This is a genomic window from Caulobacter sp. BE264 (assembly GCF_031457805.1).
Classification (GTDB): domain Bacteria; phylum Pseudomonadota; class Alphaproteobacteria; order Caulobacterales; family Caulobacteraceae; genus Caulobacter.
In genome coordinates this window covers 12009-33786 of sequence record NZ_JAVDXI010000006.1, presented here as the reverse complement: position 1 = coordinate 33786, position 21778 = coordinate 12009, and the positions used below count along the sequence as shown (strand labels likewise).

The 21778-nt window shown below is 65.4% G+C and carries 22 protein-coding genes and 1 pseudogene; 18 read left to right on the top strand and 5 right to left on the bottom strand.

All coding sequences use genetic code 11. From position 1 onward, the window contains the following. Positions 1 to 29 precede the first annotated feature (29 nt). The 4 genes from J2X45_RS14975 to rnc all read left to right on the top strand — a co-directional run bounded on the left by J2X45_RS14975 (position 30) and on the right by rnc (position 2912). Complete coding sequence (locus J2X45_RS14975; protein WP_310216175.1) at positions 30 to 794, top strand: pyridoxine 5'-phosphate synthase; 765 nt, start codon at positions 30 to 32, stop codon at positions 792 to 794. Next, positions 791 to 1192, top strand: coding sequence for a holo-ACP synthase (gene acpS, locus J2X45_RS14970; protein ID WP_310216173.1), 402 nt, complete (start codon positions 791 to 793; stop codon positions 1190 to 1192). Before J2X45_RS14975 ends, acpS begins: the two co-directional genes overlap by 4 nt. A 169-nt stretch (positions 1193 to 1361) precedes the next feature. Then, positions 1362 to 2207: a signal peptidase I gene (gene lepB, locus J2X45_RS14965; RefSeq protein ID WP_310216170.1), complete on the top strand. Its 846-nt coding sequence runs from the start codon at positions 1362 to 1364 to the stop codon at positions 2205 to 2207. A gap of 9 nt (positions 2208 to 2216) precedes the next feature. After that, positions 2217 to 2912: a ribonuclease III gene (rnc, locus tag J2X45_RS14960; RefSeq protein ID WP_310216167.1), complete on the top strand. Its 696-nt coding sequence runs from the start codon at positions 2217 to 2219 to the stop codon at positions 2910 to 2912. 152 nt (positions 2913 to 3064) lie between these two features. On the opposite strand, the gene J2X45_RS14955 is transcribed toward rnc, so the two are convergent. Together J2X45_RS14955 and J2X45_RS14950 are read right to left on the bottom strand one after the other, a co-directional pair. Beyond that, positions 3065 to 3895 carry an ABC transporter permease subunit gene (locus J2X45_RS14955; RefSeq protein ID WP_310216162.1) on the bottom strand — a complete coding sequence of 277 codons (831 nt, stop codon included), beginning with the start codon at positions 3893 to 3895 and terminating at the stop codon, positions 3065 to 3067. Next, complete coding sequence (locus J2X45_RS14950) at positions 3895 to 4812, bottom strand: ABC transporter ATP-binding protein (protein ID WP_310216159.1); 918 nt, start codon at positions 4810 to 4812, stop codon at positions 3895 to 3897. Before J2X45_RS14950 ends, J2X45_RS14955 begins: the two co-directional genes overlap by 1 nt. Positions 4813 to 4983: 171 nt before the next feature. Between J2X45_RS14950 and J2X45_RS14945 the strand changes: the two genes are divergently transcribed. The 12 genes and pseudogenes from J2X45_RS14945 to J2X45_RS14890 all read left to right on the top strand — a co-directional run bounded on the left by J2X45_RS14945 (position 4984) and on the right by J2X45_RS14890 (position 16117). Continuing rightward, entirely contained in the window at positions 4984 to 6213 is a 1230-nt protein-coding gene (locus J2X45_RS14945) for an ectonucleotide pyrophosphatase/phosphodiesterase (protein WP_310216157.1), read from the top strand. Between the two features lie 62 nt (positions 6214 to 6275). Further along, positions 6276 to 7898, top strand: a complete 1623-nt coding sequence (locus J2X45_RS14940) for a GMC family oxidoreductase (RefSeq protein ID WP_310216154.1) — start codon at positions 6276 to 6278, stop codon at positions 7896 to 7898. A 67-nt stretch (positions 7899 to 7965) separates the two neighbouring features. Further along, on the top strand, positions 7966 to 8421 hold the full coding sequence (locus tag J2X45_RS14935) for a glyoxalase/bleomycin resistance/extradiol dioxygenase family protein (protein WP_310216152.1): 456 nt from the start codon (positions 7966 to 7968) through the stop codon (positions 8419 to 8421). Beyond that, positions 8418 to 8753 (top strand): MmcQ/YjbR family DNA-binding protein, encoded by a 336-nt coding sequence (locus J2X45_RS14930; RefSeq protein WP_310216150.1) that lies wholly within the window; start codon positions 8418 to 8420, stop codon positions 8751 to 8753. The genes J2X45_RS14935 and J2X45_RS14930 overlap by 4 nt, the downstream gene beginning before the upstream one ends. Beyond that, positions 8750 to 9079 carry a metalloregulator ArsR/SmtB family transcription factor gene (locus tag J2X45_RS14925; RefSeq protein ID WP_310216147.1) on the top strand — a complete coding sequence of 110 codons (330 nt, stop codon included), beginning with the start codon at positions 8750 to 8752 and terminating at the stop codon, positions 9077 to 9079. Before J2X45_RS14930 ends, J2X45_RS14925 begins: the two co-directional genes overlap by 4 nt. Next, complete coding sequence (locus J2X45_RS14920; protein ID WP_310216144.1) at positions 9076 to 9570, top strand: SRPBCC domain-containing protein; 495 nt, start codon at positions 9076 to 9078, stop codon at positions 9568 to 9570. The genes J2X45_RS14925 and J2X45_RS14920 overlap by 4 nt, the downstream gene beginning before the upstream one ends. Next, positions 9567 to 10817 (top strand): TCR/Tet family MFS transporter, encoded by a 1251-nt coding sequence (locus tag J2X45_RS14915; RefSeq protein ID WP_310216143.1) that lies wholly within the window; start codon positions 9567 to 9569, stop codon positions 10815 to 10817. Before J2X45_RS14920 ends, J2X45_RS14915 begins: the two co-directional genes overlap by 4 nt. A gap of 92 nt (positions 10818 to 10909) precedes the next feature. Continuing rightward, positions 10910 to 12328 (top strand): Do family serine endopeptidase, encoded by a 1419-nt coding sequence (locus tag J2X45_RS14910; protein WP_310216142.1) that lies wholly within the window; start codon positions 10910 to 10912, stop codon positions 12326 to 12328. Positions 12329 to 12365: 37 nt separating this feature from the next. Further along, entirely contained in the window at positions 12366 to 13667 is a 1302-nt protein-coding gene (locus J2X45_RS14905) for a replication-associated recombination protein A (RefSeq protein ID WP_310216141.1), read from the top strand. Positions 13668 to 13836: 169 nt separating this feature from the next. Further along, positions 13837 to 14646, top strand: a complete 810-nt coding sequence (locus tag J2X45_RS14900; protein ID WP_310216139.1) for an RluA family pseudouridine synthase — start codon at positions 13837 to 13839, stop codon at positions 14644 to 14646. After that, positions 14633 to 15168 (top strand): annotated as a pseudogene (locus J2X45_RS14895) (CC0125/CC1285 family lipoprotein). Before J2X45_RS14900 ends, J2X45_RS14895 begins: the two are co-directional and overlap by 14 nt. A gap of 166 nt (positions 15169 to 15334) precedes the next feature. Then, positions 15335 to 16117 (top strand): SDR family oxidoreductase, encoded by a 783-nt coding sequence (locus J2X45_RS14890; RefSeq protein WP_310216136.1) that lies wholly within the window; start codon positions 15335 to 15337, stop codon positions 16115 to 16117. A gap of 928 nt (positions 16118 to 17045) precedes the next feature. On the opposite strand, the gene J2X45_RS14885 is transcribed toward J2X45_RS14890, so the two are convergent. Further along, positions 17046 to 18173, bottom strand: a complete 1128-nt coding sequence (locus J2X45_RS14885; RefSeq protein WP_310216134.1) for a serine hydrolase domain-containing protein — start codon at positions 18171 to 18173, stop codon at positions 17046 to 17048. 228 nt (positions 18174 to 18401) lie between these two features. Between J2X45_RS14885 and J2X45_RS14880 the strand changes: the two genes are divergently transcribed. Next, positions 18402 to 19202, top strand: coding sequence for an SDR family oxidoreductase (locus J2X45_RS14880; RefSeq protein ID WP_310216130.1), 801 nt, complete (start codon positions 18402 to 18404; stop codon positions 19200 to 19202). A gap of 124 nt (positions 19203 to 19326) precedes the next feature. Here the strand turns inward: J2X45_RS14880 and J2X45_RS14875 are convergent, their stop codons facing one another. Further along, positions 19327 to 19986 carry a DUF1176 domain-containing protein gene (locus tag J2X45_RS14875; protein WP_310216128.1) on the bottom strand — a complete coding sequence of 220 codons (660 nt, stop codon included), beginning with the start codon at positions 19984 to 19986 and terminating at the stop codon, positions 19327 to 19329. A gap of 299 nt (positions 19987 to 20285) precedes the next feature. On the opposite strand from J2X45_RS14875, the gene J2X45_RS14870 reads away from it, so the two are divergent. After that, the gene (locus J2X45_RS14870) at positions 20286 to 20777 is read left to right on the top strand and encodes a hypothetical protein (RefSeq protein WP_310216125.1); all 492 of its coding nucleotides are present in this window, start codon (positions 20286 to 20288) and stop codon (positions 20775 to 20777) included. Between the two features lie 157 nt (positions 20778 to 20934). Here the strand turns inward: J2X45_RS14870 and J2X45_RS14865 are convergent, their stop codons facing one another. After that, complete coding sequence (locus J2X45_RS14865) at positions 20935 to 21282, bottom strand: hypothetical protein (RefSeq protein WP_310216124.1); 348 nt, start codon at positions 21280 to 21282, stop codon at positions 20935 to 20937. Between the last annotated feature and the right edge of the window lie 496 nt (positions 21283 to 21778).

The following is a 21778-nucleotide window of genomic DNA, read 5'->3' as shown; positions in this document are numbered from 1 at the left end:
TGCCGGGGAAGGCAGGAGGACCTGAGCGCATGAGCTTGCGGCTGGGCGTCAATATCGATCACGTGGCCACGATCCGGAACGCGCGCGGCGCGTCCTATCCTGAGCCCGTGCGCGCGGCCGAGCTGGCGCTGGTCGCCGGCGCCGACGGCATCACCGCCCACCTGCGCGAGGACCGCCGCCACATCAGCGACGCCGACATCGCCGTCCTCACCGACCTCTGCCACAAGCGCGGCAAGCCGCTGAACTTCGAGATGGCGGTCACCGACGAGATGGTCGCAATCGCGATCGGCGCCCGACCGCACGCGGCGTGTCTGGTGCCCGAGCGCCGCGAAGAGGTCACCACGGAGGGCGGCCTCGACGTCATCAAGGGGCAGACCCGGATCGCCGACGCCACCGCGCGTCTGCGGACCGTCGGGGCGCGGGTGTCGCTGTTCATCGAGCCGGATCCCGACCAGATCCGCGCCTCGGCGGCGGCGGGGGCGCAAGTCGTCGAGCTCCACACCGGCGCCTACTGCGACGCGGCGCGGGCGGGCGAGGACGCGCGCGCCGCAGCGATCCTGCAACGCCTGAAGGCCGGCGCCGCGCTCGCCCATGACCTGGGTCTGGAGGTCCACGCCGGACACGGGATCGACTACGCCACCGTCAAGCCGATCGCCGCCATCCCGCAGATCGCCGAACTGAATATCGGTCACTTCCTGATCGGCGAGGCGATCTTCGTCGGCCTGCCCGAAGCGATCCACCGCATGCGGTCGCTTATGGACGCCGCGCGCGTCGAGCTCGAGGTCCTGGCGTGATCATCGGCATCGGCTCGGATCTCTGCGACATCCGGCGAATCGAGAAGTCGCTGGAGCGGTTCGGCGAGCGGTTCACGAACAAGGTCTTCACCGAGGTCGAGCGGACGCGGTCGGAGCGCAAACCCGATCGCGCCTCCAGCTACGCCAAGCGGTTCGCCGCCAAGGAGGCGTGCTCGAAGGCCCTGGGCACGGGCCTCAAGCGCGGCGTGCACCTGGCGGGCATGGGCGTGGTCAACCTGCCGTCAGGCAAGCCGACCATGGCCCTCACCGGCGGCGCGCTGGAGCGGCTGAACGCCATGGTTCCGGACGGCATGGAAGCGGTGATCCACCTGTCCCTGACGGACGACCACCCCTACGCCCAGGCCTTCGTGATTATTGAGGCCCTGCCCAAGCGCTAAGGCCGGCGGCTCGGTCGAGATTCGCCTGCTGTCCGAGGACGTTTGACGTCGCGGCCCAAACCTCGCCATGAAGCTTGGCTACGCGCCGCTCTTGCCCGTCCGGCCAAGCCCGTCTAGCAAAGCCGAGCCGGTTCGCCGGTAACCCCTGTTCGAAGAGCCCCGCGCCCGCATGACCGACGCCGCCGACGAGATCACGCCGCCCGAAGAGAAGGGCGCGATCGCCGAGTTGATCGAGATCGTCAAAACCGTCGCCTACGCCCTGGGCATCGCCCTGGTGCTGCGGGTGCTGCTGTTCCAGCCGTTCACGATCCCGTCGGCCTCGATGGAGCCGAACCTCTACCAGGGCGACTACATCATCGTGTCGAAGTTCAGCTATGGCTGGAGCAAACACTCGATCCCGTTCAGCCCGCCGATCATCAAGGGCCGGATCTTTGATCGCGCCCCCAAGCGCGGCGACATCGTGGTGTTCAAGCTGCCGCGCGACAACCGCACCGACTACATCAAGCGCCTCATCGGCATGCCGGGCGACAAGGTCCAGATCCGCGGCGGCGAGGTCTACATCAACGGCAAGGCGCTGGCCCGCAAGGCGCAGGCCCCGGCCCTGGTCGACACCGGCTACGGCTTCACCCAGCAGGTGCAGCGCTTCCAGGAGACGAGCCCCGAGGGCCGCCCATACAACATCCAGGACTTCGGCCCCGACAGCCGCGGCGACAACACCGGCGTGTATACGGTTCCGGCCGGCTGCTACTTCTTCATGGGCGACAACCGCGACAACTCTGCCGATAGCCGGTTCGACCCGGGCGTCTCGCCGTACAAGGAAAGCGCCTGCAAGTGGGACTATGAGCTGGACCAGTATATCGGCGATGAGATCGGCGTGGGCTTTGTGCCCGCCGAGAACCTGGTCGGTCGCGCCCAGATCATCTTGCTGTCATGGAACGCCGAGGCCAGCCTGTTCAAGCCCTGGACCTGGTTCCTGAACGCGCGTCCGAGCCGCTTCTTCCACGTGCTGAAGTGATCGCCGCCAATGGATAGACGGGTCGCCGCCGTCGGCGACCTGGAACGCCGGATCGGCCACAGGTTCGTAGACCGCGAACTGTTGGAACGCGCCCTGACGCACGCCAGCGTCGGGGACGGGGCCAAAAAGGTCCGCGACAACGAGGTGCTGGAGTTCATCGGCGATCGCGTGCTGGGCCTGCTGGCCGCCGAGGCCCTAGCCCAGCGCTTTCCCAAGGCCAAGGAAGGCGAGCTGGCGCCCCGCTTGAACGCTCTCGTCAGCCGCGAGACCTGCGCCCGCGTGGCCCGTAAGGCCGAGCTAGGTCCCGCCCTGCGCCTGTCGGCATCGTCCAGCAAGATCGGCGGCCGCGAGACCGACTCGATCCTGGCCGGCGCCACCGAGGCCCTGATGGCCGCCCTCTATCAGGATGGCGGGCTTGAAGCAGCGCGCAAGGTGTTCCTCGATTTGTGGGCCGACGAATTCGACCGGGCGGGCGAGGGCCGTCCGCGCGATCCCAAGACCGCGCTGCAGGAATGGGCGCAAGGCAAGGGGCGTCCGCTGCCGACTTACCGGGTGATGGACCGTACGGGTCCCGACCATGCGCCGGTGTTCACCGTAGAGGTCGCCGTCAAGGGCGTCGACCCGGCCATCGCCAAGGGCAAGTCCCGCCAAGAGGCCGAGAAGGCGGCGGCGAGGGCGCTGCTGGAGCGCGAGGGGGCGGCGTAGGAGTCTCGCTGCAATCGGGGTGCTGAAGACGGCTTTCGACCCTTGTCGGACGTCGCGCAACACCCTCTCTCCATGAGAGAGGGATTCATTGTGGCGGCTCCCCACCCCAAACAGACCCTGGCTTGGCCTGCTTTGATGAAGTCGCAGCGCTCCTACTCCTTCGTCAGGTCCTGCCGCCGGAACAGCCATACCGCGCCGGCCGTCAGCGCCGCGACCCAGGCCAGCAGCACCACTAGCGCTGCACCGGCCGAACCGCTCGCTGCGCCCAGCTGGGCGGGGTCCAGCAGGGCCGCGCGCAGCAAGTCGGCGTCGTAGACGGGAAGGGCTAGGAGTTTCCAGCTCGGGGCTTCGTTCTGCTCCATCAGCCGCAGCGACCCGGCCAGGATCGTCTGCACGAACCGGAAACCGAGGCACGCGATGACCACGCCCATGGTTGAGCGCGACAGCACGCCAACGCAGGCCGCCAGCGCCGCCAGGGTCATGGCCTCCAGCCAGGTGATGGCCAGCACGCCGATGATGTCGAACAGGTTGCGGCCGAACATCGAAACGGTCAGGCTTTTGCTGTTGATCCCCGCGCCGATCACGGCGGCCAGCGCCGAAAGCACGGCGGTCAGCAGCAAGCTCCAGAACACCGCTTCGCCGACAACGATCAGCTTCGCCAGCAACAGGTTCTGGCGCGTATTGCGCGGGGTGAGCAGCCGCCAGGTCTCCCAGCGGTAGTCGCCTGCCAGCACAGCCGCAGCGCCGATCATCAGGAAGAGGGCTGCGAAGGTCGAGGCGCCGTTCGAGAGCGCCTTCAGCATCTGGTCGATCAGGCCAATGGTCAGGCCGGGTATGGGCTTCTTGATCACGAAGCGCAGGAAAAGATCCCCGCCGATACTGAGCATGAAACCCACTAGCGGCGCGAAGCAGAAGCCCCAGAAGACGGCTGAACGGTCACGGAGCAGGCGGAAGCGTTCGGCGGCGATGGCGTCGGCGAGCATCAGGCGGCTCCTTCGGCGGTGGCGGCCGTCGGCGTCTGGCCCAAGGATTTCAGATAGACCCCCTCCAGGTCGACCTCGCGCCATCGCGCTTCGACGATATCGGCGCCGGCCTCGACCAGGGCGCGGATGACGGCGGGAGCCTCGGCGCGGGGAACGTCGGCGAGCACGGCGTCGGGGCCATCGGCCTCGCCACGATCGCCCAGGACCGCGAGCGCTGGGGCGAGGGGAGACGCCAGGGTCAGGCGCAGGCGCGCCTCGCCGGCGGTCAGCTCGGCGACGCCGCCCTCGGCGACCACCTTGCCGCGCGAGAGGATGGCGACGCGGTCGCAGACACGCTTGACCTCGTCCAACTGGTGGCTGGCCAGGATGACGGTGACGCCCTCGATCTTGGCCAGGTCGATGATCAGGGCGCGGATCTCCTGGATGCCGGCCGGGTCCATGCCGCTGGTCGGCTCGTCCAGGATGACCAGTTCAGGCTTGGTCAGGAAGGCGGCGGCCAGGCCCAGGCGCTGCTTCATGCCGACCGAGAAGCCGCTGGTGGCGCGGTCGGCGGCGTGGGTCAGGCTGACCCGCTCCAGCCAGCCGCCGATGTCGGCGTCGGCCTTGCCGCTTTCCAGGGCCAGCATCTTCAGCGTGTCGCGCGCCGTGAGATAAGGCGGGTAGCGCGGGGTCTCGATCATGGCCCCGACCTTGCGCAGGGCGGTGATGTCGCCGGGCGCTGCGCCGAACAGCCGCGCCGAGCCGCTGGTGGGACGCACCAGGCCGAGCGCGATCCGGAACAGGGTGCTCTTGCCTGCGCCGTTGGGGCCCAGGACCCCGAACACGCCGCCGGCGGGAATGGCGATGGAGAAGTCGTCAAGGGCGCGCACCGCCCCATACGTCTTGGTGAGGCCAGCGGCCTCCAGGGCGATCGACATGGAGCGGTTCCGGACGCCGACGTGAGTCGGCTCGACCAGACGACTATGGCGAGCGCGGCGCCGCGCGCCAAGTTAAGAGGGTGTCATACCTTGCAAACCGCCGATCGTCATACGCCTGCAATCTGGGCCATGGATGACCGCTGAGATTGCCGTTTCAAGTCGAGCTAGAAGATGATCATGCGCCGCCTGCTTTTCTTGGTTTTGGCCCTGGGCCTGACCGTCGCCGCCAACGCGGCGGCGGCGCGGGAGACGGCGCCGCACCTGACCATCCTGGTGTCGATCGACGGCTTCCGGGCCGACTATCTCGACCGTGGCGACACGCCGGTGATGAAGTCCCTGGCCGATAACGGCGCCCGCGCGGCGATGCGGCCGTCTTTCCCATCGGTGACCTTTCCCAACCACTATACGCTGATTACCGGCAAGCGCCCTGACCGCCATGGAATCGTGGCCAACACCATGGTCGACCCGAGCGTCTCAGCCGATAAGTTCACCATGCGCAGTCTCCAGCCCGATTGGTGGAGCCAGGCCAAGCCGTTCTGGGTCTCGGTGGAGCAGCAGGGCAAGCGCGCTGCAGCGATGTTCTGGCCGGGCTCCGAGGTCGAGATCGACGGCGTTCGGCCCTCGCGCTGGGTGAAGTTTGACGCGGAGATGCCGGGTGAGGCGCGGGTCGATCAGGTGCTGGCTTGGCTGGACAGCGCCGACGGCCCGCCGATCGCTTTCTCGACGCTCTATTTCGATATCGTAGATACCCAGGGTCACCACTATGGACCCGAGTCGCCTGAGGTTCGCACCGCCGCCGCTTCGGTCGATGCGGCGCTAGGCCGCTTGGTCGAGGGGCTGAAGGCGCGAGGGCGCTTTGAGAACACCGACATCGTCATCGTCGCCGATCACGGCATGGCGCCGCTACCGGCCGCCCATCGGGTGGTGCTGGACGAGCTTGTCGACGTCTCGAAGATCCAGCTCGTCACCACGGGCGCTGTCACCGCATTCTCGCCCAGGGCCGGAGAGCGCAAGGCGGTCGAGAAGGCTTTTCTGTCCAAGCGCTTGCCGCACATGACCTGCTGGCGGAAGAGCCGGATCCCGGCGCGCTTCCACTATGGCCGAAATCCCCGCGTTCCTGCGATTGTCTGCCTGTCGGAAACCGGGTGGTACACCACCACGCTCGCGGCGAAGCAGAAGCCGAGCGCATGGGACGGAAAGGATGGCGGGGCGCATGGCTTCGACCCCTACGACCCGACCATGCAGGCGGTTTTCGTGGCTCACGGACCGTCGTTCAAGCCGGGTGTCGCACTGCCGCTGTTCGACAATGTCGACGTCTATCCGCTGCTGGCGAAGGTGACGGGCGTTCGCCCCGAGAAGGCGGACGGCTCGCTGAGGGTCGTAGGAAAGGCGCTGCGGTAGGCTAGTCCCTTTCCTGTCGGAGCGGCTGGCGGCAGTCTCCCCCTTGGGGAGGACCGTCAGGCGTGACCAGCGAAACGACAGATCTGGGTGAGTACGACTACATCGTGGTCGGCGCGGGCTCAGCGGGATGCCTCTTGGCCAATCGCCTGTCGGCCGATCCGCGTCACAAGGTGCTGCTGCTCGAGGCGGGCGGCGACGACAACTGGATCTGGTTTCACATCCCGGTCGGCTATCTGTTCGCGATCGGAAACCCGCGCGCCGACTGGATGCTGGAGACCACGCCGCAAGCAGGCCTGGACGGTCGGGTTCTAGCCTATCCGCGTGGCAGGGTGATCGGCGGCTCCTCGGCGATCAACGCCATGATCTACATGCGCGGTCAGGCTCGGGACTATGACGGCTGGCGTCAGCGCGGCCTGGTCGGATGGGGCTGGTCGGATGTGCTGCCGTACTTTCTCAAACACGAGGATCACCTCGACCTTCGCGGTGATCATCATCGGGCCGGCGGTGAGTACCGCGTCGAGCACCCCCGCGTGCGCTGGAGGGTGCTGGACGCCATCCGGCGTGCAGGCGAGGAGGTCGGTGTCGCTCAGGTCGACGATTTCAACGCCGGCGACAACGAAGGCTCTTCGTATTTCCAGGTCAACCAGCGCGCCGGGCGTCGATGGAGCACGGCCACCGCGTTCCTGAAGCCGATCCTCTCGCGGCCGAATCTGCGTCTGGTGAAGGGCGTGGAAGTGGAGCGCCTCATTCTGGACGGCAAGCGCGTGCGAGGGCTGCGCGGACGGCGCGGCGCCGAGGCGGTGACCGCCCGCGTGTCAGGCGAACTGATCCTGGCCGCCGGCGCGATCGGGTCGCCGGTGATCCTGCAGCGCTCGGGGATCGGCCCCGGCGAGGCCCTGGCGCAGGCGGGCGTGGCGGTGGCTCATGATCTGCCGGGCGTTGGGGCTAGTCTTCAGGACCACCTGCAGATCCGGCCTGTGTTCAAGGTCAGCGGCGTGCGGACGCTGAACACCGACTACGCCAACCTGCTGCGGCGGGCGGGCATGGGCCTGGACTATCTGCTGCGTCGCTCAGGCCCGCTGACCATGGCCCCGTCGCAGCTGGGGATGTTCTGCCGTTCGGGGCCCGAGCAGGACCGCGCCAATCTGGAGTTCCATTTCCAGCCCCTAAGCCTGGATCGTTGGGGCGAGGGGCTGCACCGGTTCGGTGCGGTAACCGCCAGCGTCTGTAACCTGCGCCCGACAAGTCGTGGGAGTGTCCATCTGTCGGGGCCGGGTCTCGAGTGTCCGCCCAGGATCGACCCCAACTATCTGGCGACGGAGGAAGACTGTCGCGTCGCCGTGGAGTCTCTGAAGTGGGCGCGACGGATCATGGGGCAGAGGGCCTTGGCGGCCTATGCGCCAGAGGAGTTTCGACCAGGTTCCGCCGTCGACAGCGACACGGCGCTGCTGGCCGCCGCAAAGGCGCTGGCGACGACGATCTTTCATCCGGTCGGCACGGCGGCGATGGGGCCCGATGGCGACCGGATGGCGGTGCTGGACGCGCGGTTACGAGTGCGGGGCGTCGAGGGGCTCCGCGTGATCGACGCCTCGGTGATGCCGGCGATCACCTCGGGCAACACCAATGCGCCGACCGTGATGATCGCCGAGAAGGGCGCGGCGATGGTCGTGGAGGATCGCCGCTAGCTGCGAGGGCTTGTGCAAATAGTTTCCATATGCGTTAAATATTGCGGAAAGAGAAAAGGAATGGCGCATGTCCAATCCCGCAGGTTTGGTTTCGGCCGTCACCTATCGCGACCCCAAGGCGGCGCTGGCCTGGCTAGAGGCCGCCTTCGGCTTTGAGCTCACCTTCCTGATCGAGGGGGAGGACGCCAGCGTCGCGCATGCGGAGATGACCCATGGGGCCTCGCGGCTAATGGTCGGCGGGGAATGGAGCCCGGCCCACGCCAGTCCCGGCTCAATCGGCGGCAAGGTCACCCAGACGGTGCACATCTATGTCGAGGGCGACGTCGACGCTCATTGTCGGACGGCCGCCGCAGCCGGCGCCGAGATCGTTCAGCCGCCAGAAACCCAATTCTATGGCGCGCGGACCTATCGCTGTCGTGATCTGGAAGGCCATATCTGGACGGTGTCGGCCGATGTCGAGACGGTCTCGATGGACGAGATGGAGGCGCGTAGCGGCCTGAAGATCTCGGTCGGTAAGTCTTGATCTCGCCGGACGACTTTCGCCGACTTGCTCTGGCGCTGCCCCAGGCGATCGAAAGTTCGCACATGGGCACGGTCGACTTCCGATGCGGTAAGATCTTCGCAACCCTGGGCAATCCCGATGCGGACTGGGCCATGGTCAAGTTGACGCCTGAACAGCAGGACATGCGCGTCTCGGCCGAGCCCGAGGTCTTTGTTCCGGTCCCAGGCGGCTGGGGGAAGGGCGGCGCGACGCGGCTACGTCTGGCGGCCTGTGACGAGGCGACCGCGCGCGGGGCCTTAGGCGACGCCTGGCGCAACGTTGCGCCAAAGAAGCTGCTGGACACTCAGGCGTGAGCGACGCCCTGGACCGCACCCTGGCGGCCCTGGCTGACCCGCATCGTCGGCGCGCGGTCGATCTGCTGCGCGAGCGGCCGCGCCGGGCCGGCGAGCTAGCCGAGAGTCTGGGCCTGACCCCACCGGCCATGAGCCGTCACCTGCGCGCTCTGCGCCAGTCGGGTCTCGTCGAGGAGAGCCACCCTGAGTTTGACGCGCGAGTGCGCGTGTATCGTCTAAGGCCAGGGCCGATGGCTGAGCTGAAGGCTTGGTTGGACGCGGCCGAGGATCACTGGGTCGATCAGCTTTCGGCGCTTAAGGCGCATGTGGAGGCCAAGTCCCCGTGAGCTCGCGGATTTTGGTGTCTCTGCGGATCGCCGCCCCGCCCGAGGTTGTGTTCGACGCCTTTGTCGATGACATCGCCGTCTGGTGGCGGCCCAATGGGTTGTTCGCCTTCACACCGCGCTCGCCGGGCGTGATGGCCTTCGAGGATGGTCGGCTTGTGGAGCGCCTGTCGAGCGGCAAGGTGTTCGAGGTGGGCGTCGTCAGCGTGTGGGAGCGCGGCGTACGACTGGTGTTCGGCTGGCGGCAGGCGACGTTCGCAACGGATATGAACACCGAGGTCGAGGTCCGTTTCGAAGCGGTGGGCGCCGGAACCCGCGTCACGGTCGAGCATCGCGGTTGGGACAGCGTTCCGGCCCCGCACGTGGCCCGTCACAGCTTCCCCAACACGGTCTTTCTGGCGCGACACGGCGAGTGGTGGCGGAGCCTCCTGGCCGGGCTTGCGGCTCAGGCCGGCAGCGTCCACCTAGGGGCGGGCGACAAGGGGCGGCTATGAACACCACCATAACCGGAGGACGGCGACAGGCCGCCTTGGGCTTCATCTTCGTCACGGCGATCCTGGACGTTCTGTCCCTCGGCGTGATGATTCCGGTCCTGCCCAACTTGGTGAAGGCGTTCGGAGGTGGCGATACGGCCTCTGCGGCCGATTGGAACGTGCTGTTCGCGACGACCTGGGGCGTGATGCAGTTCTTCTGCTCACCGATCCTGGGGCTGCTGTCCGACCGCTTCGGCCGCAGACCAGTGATCCTGACCTCGATCTTTGGCTTGGGCGTCGACTTCCTGTTCATGGCCTTCGCCCCGAACCTCTGGTGGCTGTTCATTGGCCGGATCTTCAACGGCATGACGGCGGCGAGCTTCTCGACCGCCAGCGCCTATGTCGCCGACGTGACCACGCCGGAAAACCGGGCGAAGGGCTTTGGTCTGATGGGCGCGGCGTTCGGGATCGGCTTCACCTTCGGCCCTGCGCTCGGCGGGTGGCTCTGGGAGTTCGACCATCGCGCGCCGTTCCTGGTCTGCGCGGCTCTGGCTCTGACCAACTGGCTCTACGGCTTCTTCGTGCTGCCGGAGTCCCTGCCGCCCGAGCGCCGCCAACCGCGTTTTGACTGGAAGAAGGCCAACCCGGTCGGCTCATTGCAGTTGCTGCGCCATCATCCAGGCTTGATGGGCCTGGCTGGCGTCGGCTTCCTGTTCCAGCTAGCGCACAACGTCCTGCCCAGCGTCTTTGTGCTCTACATGGGCTTTCGCTATGGCTGGAGCCCGCAGACGGTCGGCCTGACCCTGATGGCCAGCGGGATCGCCAGCATCCTGATCCAGGCCTTTGTCGTCGGCCCTGCGGTCAAGCGCTTTGGCGAACGCGGCGTACTGCTGATCGGCCTCTTCGCCGGTTTTCTGGGTTTCTCGATCTACGCCTTTGCGCCCACCGGACTGCTCTATCTGGCGGGCCTGCCGATCTTCACGTTCTCAGGCCTGATCCAACCGGGCTTGCAGGGCTTGATGACCCGGCGCGTCGGACCCAACGAGCAGGGCCAGTTGCAAGGCGCGAACGCGGCGATGATGGGAATCGCTTCGATCATTGGTCCGCCGCTGTTCCTGATCCCGTTCGCCTTCGCCGTCCGGCATGACGCCACGCTGCACCTGCCGGGCCTGCCGATCCTGATCGCGGCGGCCTTGATGCTGGCGGCGACCCTCCTAGCTTATGCGAAGGCCAAGCCAGCCCCGGCGCCGGACCCCCAACCGGCCTGACGGCTTTGGTGATGGCCAAACCTCGACCTTTCGTCGCCTTAGACTCGCCCGAAAGCTGGGCTGAGTTTCGGGCGAACCGCTAGGAGTCCTTCGTGACCAACATGCGCAAGCTTCGCGCCCTGCTGCCTGTCTTCGTCCTGCTGACGGCCTGCTCGAACCCGGCTGGCCCGTCGAACGCCCAATCGATCCCGGACATGCCCCAGCCCACACGCCGGGTTCCGGCTGATGCGGCCTCGATGAAGCAGTCGTTCTCGCCGGTGGTGAAGAAGGCCGCGCCTGCCGTGGTCAATGTCGCCAGCCGCCGCGTGGTCCAGCGCCGCGTCGATCCGTTCTGGGACTTCTTCATGGGCGGCGGGCAGGGCGGCTCGCAGGTGCAGAGCTCGCTGGGCTCTGGCGCGATCGTCCGCGCCGACGGCGTGATCATCACCAATCACCACAACATCAATGGGATGAGCGACATCACCATCCAGTTGGCCGACCGGCGAGAGTTTCCGGCTGTGGTGTTGTTGGACGACCCGCGCGCGGATCTCGCCGTGCTGAAGATCGACACCAAGGGCGAGAAGCTGCCCGTCATGGCGATCGACGACCAGGAGCAGCTGGAAGTCGGCGACCTCGTCCTGGCTATGGGCAATCCGTTCGGCGTCGGCCAGACCGTGACCAACGGCATCGTCTCGGCCCTGGCGCGAACCGACGTCGGTGCGGCCGATTTCGGCAGCTACATCCAGACCGACGCGGCCATCAACCCGGGTAATTCCGGCGGTCCGCTGGTCGACATGGATGGTGATCTGGTCGGCATCAACACCTTCATCATCTCGCGCTCGGGCTCGTCGTCGGGCGTTGGCTTCGCCATTCCGGCCCGCGTGGTGCGCCAGGTGGTCAACGCCGCCCTGGGCGGCGGGCACAGCATCGTGCGCCCCTGGCTGGGCGTGAAGGGCCAGACCGTGACCGGCGACATCGCCAAGAGCCTGGGCATGGCGGCGCCGCGTGGCGTGCTGGTGGCTCAGGTCTATCCGGGCTCGTCGGCCGAACGCGCCGGCTTGAAGGAAGGCGACGTGATCCTGTCGATCGACGGCCAACCGGTGAACGATGAGGGCGGCGGCGCCTTCGCGATCGGGACGCACAAGATCGGCGATCGCGTGCCGATGCAGATTCGCCGGGGCGATCGCGAGATGACGATCACGGTCCGCGCCGACGCCGCGCCGGAAACCCCGGCGCGCGATGAGCGCACCCTCAGCGGCAACAACCCCTTCAACGGGGCGACGGTGATGAACCTGTCGCCGGCCGTAGCCCAGGACCTGGGCGTGGATCCGTTCGCCGGACGCGGGGCGCTCGTGACCAAGATCGGTCCGGGCTATGCCGGCAACTGGATGCGTCCCGGAGATTTCGTGCGCAGCGTCAATGGTCGCCAGATCAATACGGTCGCTGATCTGGCCTCGGCGATCGCCGGTCGGGCGGGCCGCTGGAGCATCACCATCGAGCGCGGCGGACAATTGGTGCAGGCGCAGTTCTAGGTTTGGGTTCGACGGCGGCGGCCTGTAGACAGGGCGAATGTCCGATCTCTTCCAGGCCGCCGGCCTGACCCCTCACGCACCATCGCCTCTGGCCGACCGACTACGGCCTCAGACCCTCGACGAGGTCGTGGGCCAGCAGCATCTGCTGGGGCCTGAAGGCCCCATCGGCCGCATGGCGGCGGCGCGTCGGCTGGCTTCGATGATCCTGTGGGGACCACCGGGTACGGGCAAGACCACAATCGCCCGTCTGCTGGCCAAGGCCGGCGGCTATGAGTTCATGCAGATTTCGGCGGTGTTCTCCGGCGTCGCCGACCTGAAGAAAGCCTTCGAGCAGGCTCGTGCGCGTCGCATGGCCGGCCAATCGACCCTGCTGTTCGTCGACGAGATCCACCGCTTCAACCGCGCCCAGCAGGATGGCTTCCTGCCATTTGTGGAGGAGGGGATCGTCACCCTGGTGGGGGCGACCACCGAAAACCCGTCGTTCGAACTTAACGGCGCTCTCCTGTCGCGCTGTCAGGTCTTCGTGCTTAAGCGGCTGACAGAGGAGTCGCTGGAGCAGCTTCTCCAGCGCGCCGAGGCCGCCGAGAACCGGCCGCTACCGATCGACGCTGAGGCGCGTTCGGCCCTGGTGGCCATGGCCGATGGCGACGGCCGCTATCTGTTGACCCTGGCCGAGACCCTGTTCTCGATCGGGACCGACAGCCCGCTGACCCCGACCCAGCTGGGCCAGTTCCTGCAGAAACGCCGCCCGGCCTACGACAAGGACCGGGAGGAGCACTACAACCTCATCTCGGCCCTGCATAAGTCGGTACGCGGCAGCGATCCGGACGCGGCGCTCTACTGGCTGGCGCGGATGCTGGAGGGGGGCGAAGACCCGCTGTTCATCGCCCGCCGCCTCGTGCGTATGGCCTCAGAGGACATCGGCGCGGCCGATCCGCTGAGCTTGCTGCTGACCACGGCCGCCAAAGACGCCTACGATTTCCTGGGGAGTCCGGAGGGGGAGCTGGCCCTGGCGCAGGCCGTCGTCCACATGGCCAGTGCGCCGAAATCCAACGCCGTCTACACGGCCTACAAGGCCGCGCGTCGGGCCGCCAAGGAGACCGGTAGTCTCATGCCGCCGGCCCACATTCTCAATGCGCCGACCAAGCTGATGAAGTCGCTGGGCTATGGCGACGGCTATGCCTACGACCATGATGTCGAGGGCGGCGTGTCGGGCCAGAACTACTTCCCGGAAGGCATGGAGCGCCGGCGCTTCTACGAGCCCAAGCCCGTCGGCGCCGAGGCCAAGGTGCGTGAGCGCTTGGAAGCCTGGGGCAAGGTCCGTATGGACGGGAAGTAGACCGCGCCTTCATCGACTTCCCCGGCGAATGCCGGGGCCCAGATCCATCCAGAGCGGTTTGGTCGTTCTCGACATGGTGCTCTGACAGATTCAGAAGCGTGAGAGGGTTCGATCTGGACCCCGGCATTCGCCGGGGAAATCGGATTTTGGACATGCTAGGGGACTGGAGATGAACAAGCCGTCGCGCCGTCCTCCCGCCCAGGCCAAACCCAAGGCCTCCGAGACCCCCATTACCCTGACGCCGGAGGAGATCGCGGCGGCTCAATCGTGGGTGCTTTACGAGGACGAGACGATCATCGTGCTGAATAAGCCGGCGGGCCTGTCCAGCCAGGGCGGCCGCATCAAGGCCCATACCTTGGATGACCTGCTGTGGGCCTTCGCGCGGCCCAACCGGCCTCGGCCCAAGCTGGTGCATCGGCTCGACCGCGACACTTCGGGCGTGATCCTGACCGCCAAGACCAAGCCTGCGGCGTCCATGCTGGGCAAGGCCCTGGAGGCCAAGCGGTTTCGCAAGAGCTATCTGGCCATCGTCGCCGGCGCGCCCGAACCCAAGGGCGGCATGATCGACAGCCCGCTGCGCCGAGAGTCGATCGGGCGTGAAGCCTATATGCGCGTCTGCGCGCCTGACCATCCTGACGCTGAGACGGCGCGCAGCCGCTATCGGACCCTGGCGCACAATGGCCTGGCGGCCTTGGTGGAGCTGTCGCCGGACACCGGCCGCATGCACCAGCTGCGTGTCCACATGGCGTCTATTGGCCGACCGCTGGCCGGTGACAGCCGTTACGGCGGTGCGCTGATGCTGGGGGGCGTCGCTGCGCCACGTTTGATGTTGCATGCCGCCAGTTTGACGTTCCCGCACCCGCTGGGCGGTGAGCGCAAGGTCCTGGCCCCGCTACCGAGCGACTTCACGGCGATGCTCAAGGCCTTGGACTTGCCCGTCCCGGAACAGCGGCGTCCCGAGCCCGTTGATCAGGCGTAAGAGGTATCCGCCATGATGTTCAATCGCCCCTTGATCGCGGCTGGATTGGCTGCGCTGCTGCTCGCCGCCTGCGCTACGGCTCCGACCATCTATCGCTCGGCCGCCAGCTCGCCGACGGCTGTCGGCTACTCGGAGTACCGGCTTGAAGCCGGGCGCTACCGCGTGACCTTCCAAGGCGGCGCGGGCGCGTCGGAAGCCCAGGTGGCCGACTATGCCCTGTTGCGCGCGGCGGAGTTGGCGCTGCGCGATGGCTACGACTGGTTCCGCATTGCTGACCGCTCCACGACCGTCCGTGGCGGCGGGGCGGGGCCGCGCCTGTCGGTCGGTGGCGGCTCGGCGAGCTTCGGGCGACATAGCAGCGTTGGCGTAGGCCTGGGAACGAGCTTCAATCTTGGCCCGGGACCGGCCTACGCCCGCTCGATCGAGGTGGTCTTCGGCAAGGGGGCCACGCCGCGTGACCGTGACGCTTATGACGCCCGCGAGATCGTCAAGGTCATCGGCTATGGTCGCGCCGAGACCTGAGGCTCGTCCGTTGCAAAGGTCCAGCGCGCGCTTGACGTAGGGGCGTCCTTTCGCCCGCCTTTTGCGCATGCAAAACTTTGACCTCCTCCCGCTGCCAAGAGCGGCCGCTGCGGCGTCTGCCTAAGGGCGGCGAAGTCGCCCCCCTGTCCTTCCTCTGGAGCTCGCGATGTCCTCGCCCCTGCACGCGCTTTTTGACCTGACGGACCGAGTGGCGATCGTGACGGGTGGGTCGCGCGGTCTTGGTCTGCAGATCGCCCGGGCGCTGTCGGAATACGGCGCGGCGGTGGCGCTGGTCGCCCGCAAGCAGGGCGAACTTGACGCCGCCGTCGACGTCCTGACGGCTGAGGGACGCACCGCCGTCGGGTTCGTTGCCGATCTTGGGCAAGCGAGCGCGGCGCAAGACCTGACCACGCGCGTGCTCGAGCGCTTCGGCCGGATCGACATCCTCGTCAACAACGCGGGCGCGGCCTGGGGAGCGCCTGCGGAGGACTATCCGCTGGATGGCTGGAACAAGGTCATGGACCTGAACGTCACCGGCCTCTTTCTTCTCACCCAGGCTGTTGCGCGGGAGGCCTTCCTGAAGCAGGGCAAGGGCGCTGTCGTCAACGTCGCCTCGATCGAAGGTCTGCAGGGCCACCACCACAGCCAGCTGGGCACGATCGCCTACAACACCGCCAAGGGGGCAGTGATCAACATGACCCGGGCGCTGGCGGCGGAATGGGGGCCGAAGAACATCCGCGTGAACGCGGTGGCGCCGGGCTACTTCCCTTCGAAGATGACCATGACCACCCTCGGCCAGCATCGCGACGACATGTTGCGCCAGACCCCTCTGGGCAAGCTTGGAGGCGATACAGACCTGATGGGGCCAGCTCTGCTGCTGGCCTCTGACGCGGGCGGGCATATCACCGGCCAGATCATTGTCGTCGATGGCGGCATGACCATCATCTGACCTCCGCCGCCAGCTTCTTGGATCGATGGCGCACAGCGGCGAGCCAGTGCTCTAGTTTCTGCGCTATGATAACGCACGCGACGCAGGCGAGCCCCTGTCGGAAAGCCGCCAAGCTGATCGATGCGCCGTCAGTCTCGTCTTCTGGTTCTCTCGTCCTCCTGGTCTGAATGTCGAACAACGTCTTGTCTCTGAACGGTAATGCTTTGGAAAATCGGGCCCTGAGATTTTCCGTCGCGCCGATGATGGATTGGGAAATTTATTGATATAAATCAATATTTTATGGGGATTTGCGTGCAAAATGCGTGCACGCATTTTCCTGCGTGTCGTCGTTGCTGATCCTTCTATTTCGTCCGTAAGCGTCCTTTTTGGCCTGAGCTGACACCCTAGCGTCCGCACGCATTCGTATGCGTTTCAAGCTTCCCTCAGAACCCACCGGCGGTGCGCAAAATCAAGTCTCCCCGGTAGGACAGAATGACTCACGGCTTCCGTTGCGGGTCCGCTTCTGGACACCGCGCTGGAGCCTAAATCCAGTGCGCCTACGACGTCCGCAACTGTTTAGGTTTCTTGGACGCTCGCGAGGCGCGGCGACGGGACTGGCCTCGACGGGGGACTGAGAAAGGTGGAGGCTATGTGGAAACCGCAACTTCCCGGGCTGATATTGCTGAGGTTCACCCCGCTTCGGCCGCCTCATTCTTCGCCGCGCCCTGAGCCGAGATGTGTTCCTCCGGTAGAGAGGACCTGCTTGCGAAGACTAATGTCTGCCGCGCTTTTTGAAAGCGCCAGCCGGGGGACTGGCATATGCAGATCCCGGTAAAACCGGGAAGTTACTTAGTCATCAGTAGAGCGTGTTCGTATTCGGCGAATTATTGAGAGCGCCTTTTTGAACCTACCTTTACTCTTTCATAGCCTGTTCGAGCAGGCAGCCTTGTCAGGCTGACAAGTGAGCTACGATCGCCCGTCTAATGCCTCTGAATGGCAAGTTTGGACCGACCTCGCCGTTGCATAGGACTGCCATAGTCACGCCATGGTCTGTGTAGGTTTCCAGACAAGCCGAAAAACCCTCAATGTATCCGTAGTGCTGAACAAGGGGGCCGAGCTTGGCGGAGGGCGACACCAGCAAGCCCAGCGCATACTGGGTCTCGCCGTACCCAGCATCTTGCGGATTGAACCGGTTCGCGCCGCTGAGCCGGCCGTCTCGCAGACGGCCCGGCGTGAGAAGTTCTTGCACCCTCGCCTTGTCGAGTAGAGCGCCGGACAAGAGCAAGTCGTGCCACCGCATGAGCTCGGCTGCAGTCCCCCGCATGGCCCCCGAGGCGCCGGCCTTCGTGATATCGATGTGGTCGGCGTTCCTAAACCTCGCCGCCCCATCGGCAGCTGCGTATCCGCTCACGCGTCCTGAAACGACAGCGCTGTTCGAGTCGAACGCAAGGCTTTCCAAGCCTAAGGGTTGAGTTACAAGCTCCGACATCGCGGTGGCCAAAGGTTTGCCCGTGACCTGCTCAATGACAGCGCCCAGAACTTTGTAGTTCGCATTACTGTAGAGCCAAGCCGTGCCAGGCGAGAAGTCGAACAGCTTTGGCTGCTTGGCGATCTCCTGAGCGAGCTCGAGGGAGGAGGTCGTGCCTTCTTGATCCACCTGGGCGGGGGCTGGCGCCTCATCGCTGAGGCCGGCGGTGTGGATCATCAATTCGCGAACGCTGAAACGCTCTGCGGAGGCGAAAGCGGGCAAGTAGGTCTGAACGGCTTCGTCGAGGTTGAGCGCGCCGTTCGCGGCAAGCTTCAGGGCGGCGACCGCCGTGAATTGCTTTGTAAGTGAGGCGATACGAAAGACGCTGCGGCTATCGACGGGCGTTCCAGTCTCTAGGTTCGCAAAGCCATAGTCTTTCACAAAAAGCGGCTTTCCGCGCCGTCCGATCGCAACGGCGATCCCTGGGCAGGCTCCTGCGTCCAAGGCAGTTCGCGCTGCGGCGTCTATGCCTGCGCTGAGCGTCGAGGGTTGTGCATAGCTAGGTGCGCTGAAGGTCGCACTTACCGTGCTGGCGGCGGCGCCGCTCAAGATGGCGCGTCTCGAAAACCCCATAACAGTCCCCCCAAAATTTGCGCGAACTTTGCATGGGGGCTTCGTCGGCGAAAGGGCATCTCGTCGCTGCCGGTGAACCGGTACAGGTGAGGCCCTTTTCAGAGTCTGCTGCTTGGCGGCGTTTAAGGCGGAGGCGACGCTCCGCGATGGCCGGCGAGCTGGTACATCGTCACGGCGTTATGCGTAGCTGAAGGGAAGCAAGCTATGGGAAGACTAGACGGAAAGACGGCGCTGATCACAGGGGCCGCCCAAGGCATTGGCGAAGCTATCGCGAGGGCCTTTGTCGCAGAGGGCGCAACCGTGCACCTAACCGACATAAACGACGTGCCTGGGGCGGCGCTGGCGTCCAACCTTGGCCCGAAGGCTCACTACCACCACCTAGATGTTTCCGAGGAGTCTGATTGGCGCGCGGTTATGGAGACGGCCCTAGCCGGTTGCGGGCTGGACATCCTCGTCAACAATGCCGGCGTCACAGGCTTCGAAAGCGGGACCGCAGCCCATGATCCGGAGCATGCAAGTTTGGAGGACTGGCGCAGAGTCCATCAGATAAACTTGGATGGGGTGTTCCTGGGTTGCAAATACGCCATCCGTGCCATGAGGGCTTCTGGAGTGGGTTCTATTATAAACATTTCGTCCCGCTCAGGACTGGTGGGAGTTCCCGCTGCGGCTGCTTATGCATCTTCAAAAGCCGCGATCCGAAACCACACTAAAACGGTCGCTCTTTACTGCGCCACTGAGGGTTTGGCGATCCGCTGCAACTCAATACACCCCGCGGCCATCCTCACGCCGATGTGGGAGCCGATGCTGGGTAGTGGTCCAGAAAGAGAGATCAGAATGGCCGCACTCGTGCGTGACACGCCGCTCAAGCGGTTTGGGAATCCGGACGAGGTTGCGGCAGTTGCCGTCATGCTGGGGTCCGACGAGGCCGCATACATGACGGGCGTCGAGCTGAACATCGATGGCGGATTGCTTGCGGGATCCGCCGCATCGCCAGAGCGTGCATAACGTTTTGTGAGATCGAATGAACTTAGCTGAAGATAGTTGCTGTAGAGTAGGGCGACGGGCTGAGCACGGCCAAGGCCCGCGGAGGTAACCAGGTCGCGGGCTTAGCAAGGACCAGCAACACGAATCACGGTTGGGCGAGCGGGGGAGCGGGATCGGCCGAGCCCGGCGAGGATGCCGTTAGGGTCTCTGCTTCGTACTTCGCCCGAGCAGAGCGGCGGATTTTTCTGCCACCGCGCTCAAGCAAGGCGGTGACGGCGCCCGATCGAAGTTGGTTCATATCCATGGCCCGTAGCGCGTCGCGCGCACCTCTCAGTGAGGCTTTTGCAAAGCTTTGCAGAGATGTGTCGCCAAAATCGAGCGTTTCTCCGACGGCCATCGCTAGGAAAAGGCCAGAATCGGCCGGGAAGGCCAGGCCCGCTGGCGTGTTTGCGCGGCGTGCTTCCCTTGCATTGAGTTGCAGCCTGAAGATGGGCCTGCCGGCCGTATCGAGAACGGCAAGCTCACGAACTTGCGTTGGATCAGGAGCGTTGTCGGGCGTGCAGAGGTCGCACGGCAAGAAGCGGATATAAGGCGCCGCGTTGGCGCCAGGATCGCGATGGATCGCCAATCCGATGGTCCTTTGGGCGATGGCGCCGATCTCAAGCTTTTCGGACCTCGCCCCTGCGTGGGGCGTGGTTGCGTGGCAGACATGCTGATTGTCGCAGGCGACGCTCCACAACCGGTGGGTGTCGAGATCGCCGATCTGGACGGCGGTAACGGCCGCGGCAAGGATGATCTCTAGCAAGCCTGTGCTCCTACGACGATGGTCGGCCGAGTATCTAGAGTCTGCAGCGGCATCGCCATCAGTGGCGGTGCACCGGGACAGCGCCATGGCAACCGCTGGCGCCTGACGCGAAGCCCAAGGATTGTGGGGGACGATCAGGCTGTGAGCGCGGCCCCGAACGGGGCCTTGTCGGGCGGCTTATGATTTTTCTGGGGCGCGGCGGCGTTGGCCCCGATCGCCGCATGTACCAGTACCTCGCGCGATCACGACACCGCCGACTTATCCTGGATAGATAGAGGGGGGCCGAAAAGGGGAGAGTGATGAAGCAGGCGGTGGCAGCCCTCACCTGTGCGATCGCCTTTGCCTTATTCACCCCGGGCCGCGCTCTGGCCTGCATTCCTCGGCTGAACCAGAGCGCGGCCGATCGCGACGCAGATCAGCTCGCGGTGCAGGCTGAAGCCTGGTCCGGGGCAAGCACCGTGTTTATCGCGGAGATCATCGCGCTTGGGCCGTCGACGACGCAGGATCTAAGACCGGACACGCCGTCAGGCGGGCTAACGCGCGACGTGGTCCTGCTCCCGCGCGCTGTCCTCAAAGGCGGGCTTGCGCGGACCTCTATAACCCTGACCCTCTCGCTGCGCCCTAGCTGCGCGCCCTCCGACATCGCGCGCGGCCAATGGGGCGATCTCTTCGTGGTCTATGCTGGACCCCAAGGGGTTTCAGCTCGCAGCGGTATGATCGCTTTGGAAAAGATTCGTCACCCCGAGACCCTCGAGGCGTCTTCTGGTTTCAGAGCAGGTTTGGGGCGCTAGCGACGTTCGCCTTGGCTTCGCGGGGCGGACCTAGCCTTTGCAAGAGGGCCTTCAGCGGCGCGGCTGCGCCCTCGACGGGCCAGGCGCAGGGCGCCAGACGGCGACGAGGCCGCCTTCTGGCGCCATTGGTGTCTGGCACGGGTTTGGTTGAACGGTTCTAGGCGGTGAGATCGAGCAAGGCGCCGCGCTGGATCTTATCTTTGTCTCCGCCCATCACCTGCTGTTTGATCATTTCCTTGATCTGTTCTTCGATCTTTTGACGCTTCTTTGGCGGCATCGCTTTGAGCTCCTCCTCGGTGATGTTGAGTTTGCTCAGGATCGCCGCGCGCATCTTCTGTGCCGGGGTGAGTTTGGCGTAGTCGAGGAACGCCTCTTTGGCTGATTTGGCGCTGGTCGCGCTCTCGCCCGTCGCGCTCCCCGCGCTGGCTGTCGTGGCGGCCTGTGTCTGGGTCAGGGTCGAGGCCCCGAAAGACGAAACGGTTCTTGTGGAGTTGAAAAATTGCATGATGTCCGCACATCTGTATGACCTTCAGTGCTTTTGATGCAATAATTGTGCCAAAAATCGGCGATTAATGTTGAAGCTATTGGCCTGAATTCTATTCCTTATAGGTTCTATATATTTCGATTTCGACCTCATGTGGCGGCATATTCTGCCTATCGGCGCAGTTTTACATGTACATAATTTGACAGTGATCGTGATTACATGGTGATGGAGGTCTTGAATGCCTAAATGAGGCGGCGCGGAGGAAGCCCGCATCTTCGGCAGAGGCGTCTACGCGCGACGTCCGTTGCGAGCCCAAACGCGCCTCAATTTGCGGAAAGGCCGCCGCCCGCCTGTTGAGAGGCTAAGGCGTCAGGCCCCGAAAGGCTGTCGCTGGCCTATACGCGCCAAGGGTCTTGTCGCGAAGCTCGTCCCAGCGGGCCTCGTGCAAGGACTGGATCCAACGTCGTTCGGTCTGATCGCACGATCAGACCGGCGGACCCGCCTAGGGCTCGCCCTG

Bases quoted from the DNA above. Each gene is read 5' to 3' on its own strand.
- J2X45_RS14975 (WP_310216175.1), top strand. From the start codon at position 30: ATGAGCTTGCGGCTGGGCGTCAATATCGATCACGTGGCCACGATCCGG.
- lepB (WP_310216170.1), top strand. From the start codon at position 1,362: ATGACCGACGCCGCCGACGAGATCACGCCGCCCGAAGAGAAGGGCGCG.
- rnc (WP_310216167.1), top strand. From the start codon at position 2,217: ATGGATAGACGGGTCGCCGCCGTCGGCGACCTGGAACGCCGGATCGGC.
- J2X45_RS14955 (WP_310216162.1), bottom strand. From the start codon at position 3,895: ATGCTCGCCGACGCCATCGCCGCCGAACGCTTCCGCCTGCTCCGTGAC.
- J2X45_RS14950 (WP_310216159.1), bottom strand. From the start codon at position 4,812: ATGTCGATCGCCCTGGAGGCCGCTGGCCTCACCAAGACGTATGGGGCG.
- J2X45_RS14945 (WP_310216157.1), top strand. From the start codon at position 4,984: ATGATCATGCGCCGCCTGCTTTTCTTGGTTTTGGCCCTGGGCCTGACC.
- J2X45_RS14935 (WP_310216152.1), top strand. From the start codon at position 7,966: ATGTCCAATCCCGCAGGTTTGGTTTCGGCCGTCACCTATCGCGACCCC.
- J2X45_RS14915 (WP_310216143.1), top strand. From the start codon at position 9,567: ATGAACACCACCATAACCGGAGGACGGCGACAGGCCGCCTTGGGCTTC.
- J2X45_RS14905 (WP_310216141.1), top strand. From the start codon at position 12,366: ATGTCCGATCTCTTCCAGGCCGCCGGCCTGACCCCTCACGCACCATCG.
- J2X45_RS14900 (WP_310216139.1), top strand. From the start codon at position 13,837: ATGAACAAGCCGTCGCGCCGTCCTCCCGCCCAGGCCAAACCCAAGGCC.
- J2X45_RS14890 (WP_310216136.1), top strand. From the start codon at position 15,335: ATGTCCTCGCCCCTGCACGCGCTTTTTGACCTGACGGACCGAGTGGCG.
- J2X45_RS14880 (WP_310216130.1), top strand. From the start codon at position 18,402: ATGGGAAGACTAGACGGAAAGACGGCGCTGATCACAGGGGCCGCCCAA.
- J2X45_RS14870 (WP_310216125.1), top strand. From the start codon at position 20,286: ATGAAGCAGGCGGTGGCAGCCCTCACCTGTGCGATCGCCTTTGCCTTA.
- J2X45_RS14865 (WP_310216124.1), bottom strand. From the start codon at position 21,282: ATGCAATTTTTCAACTCCACAAGAACCGTTTCGTCTTTCGGGGCCTCG.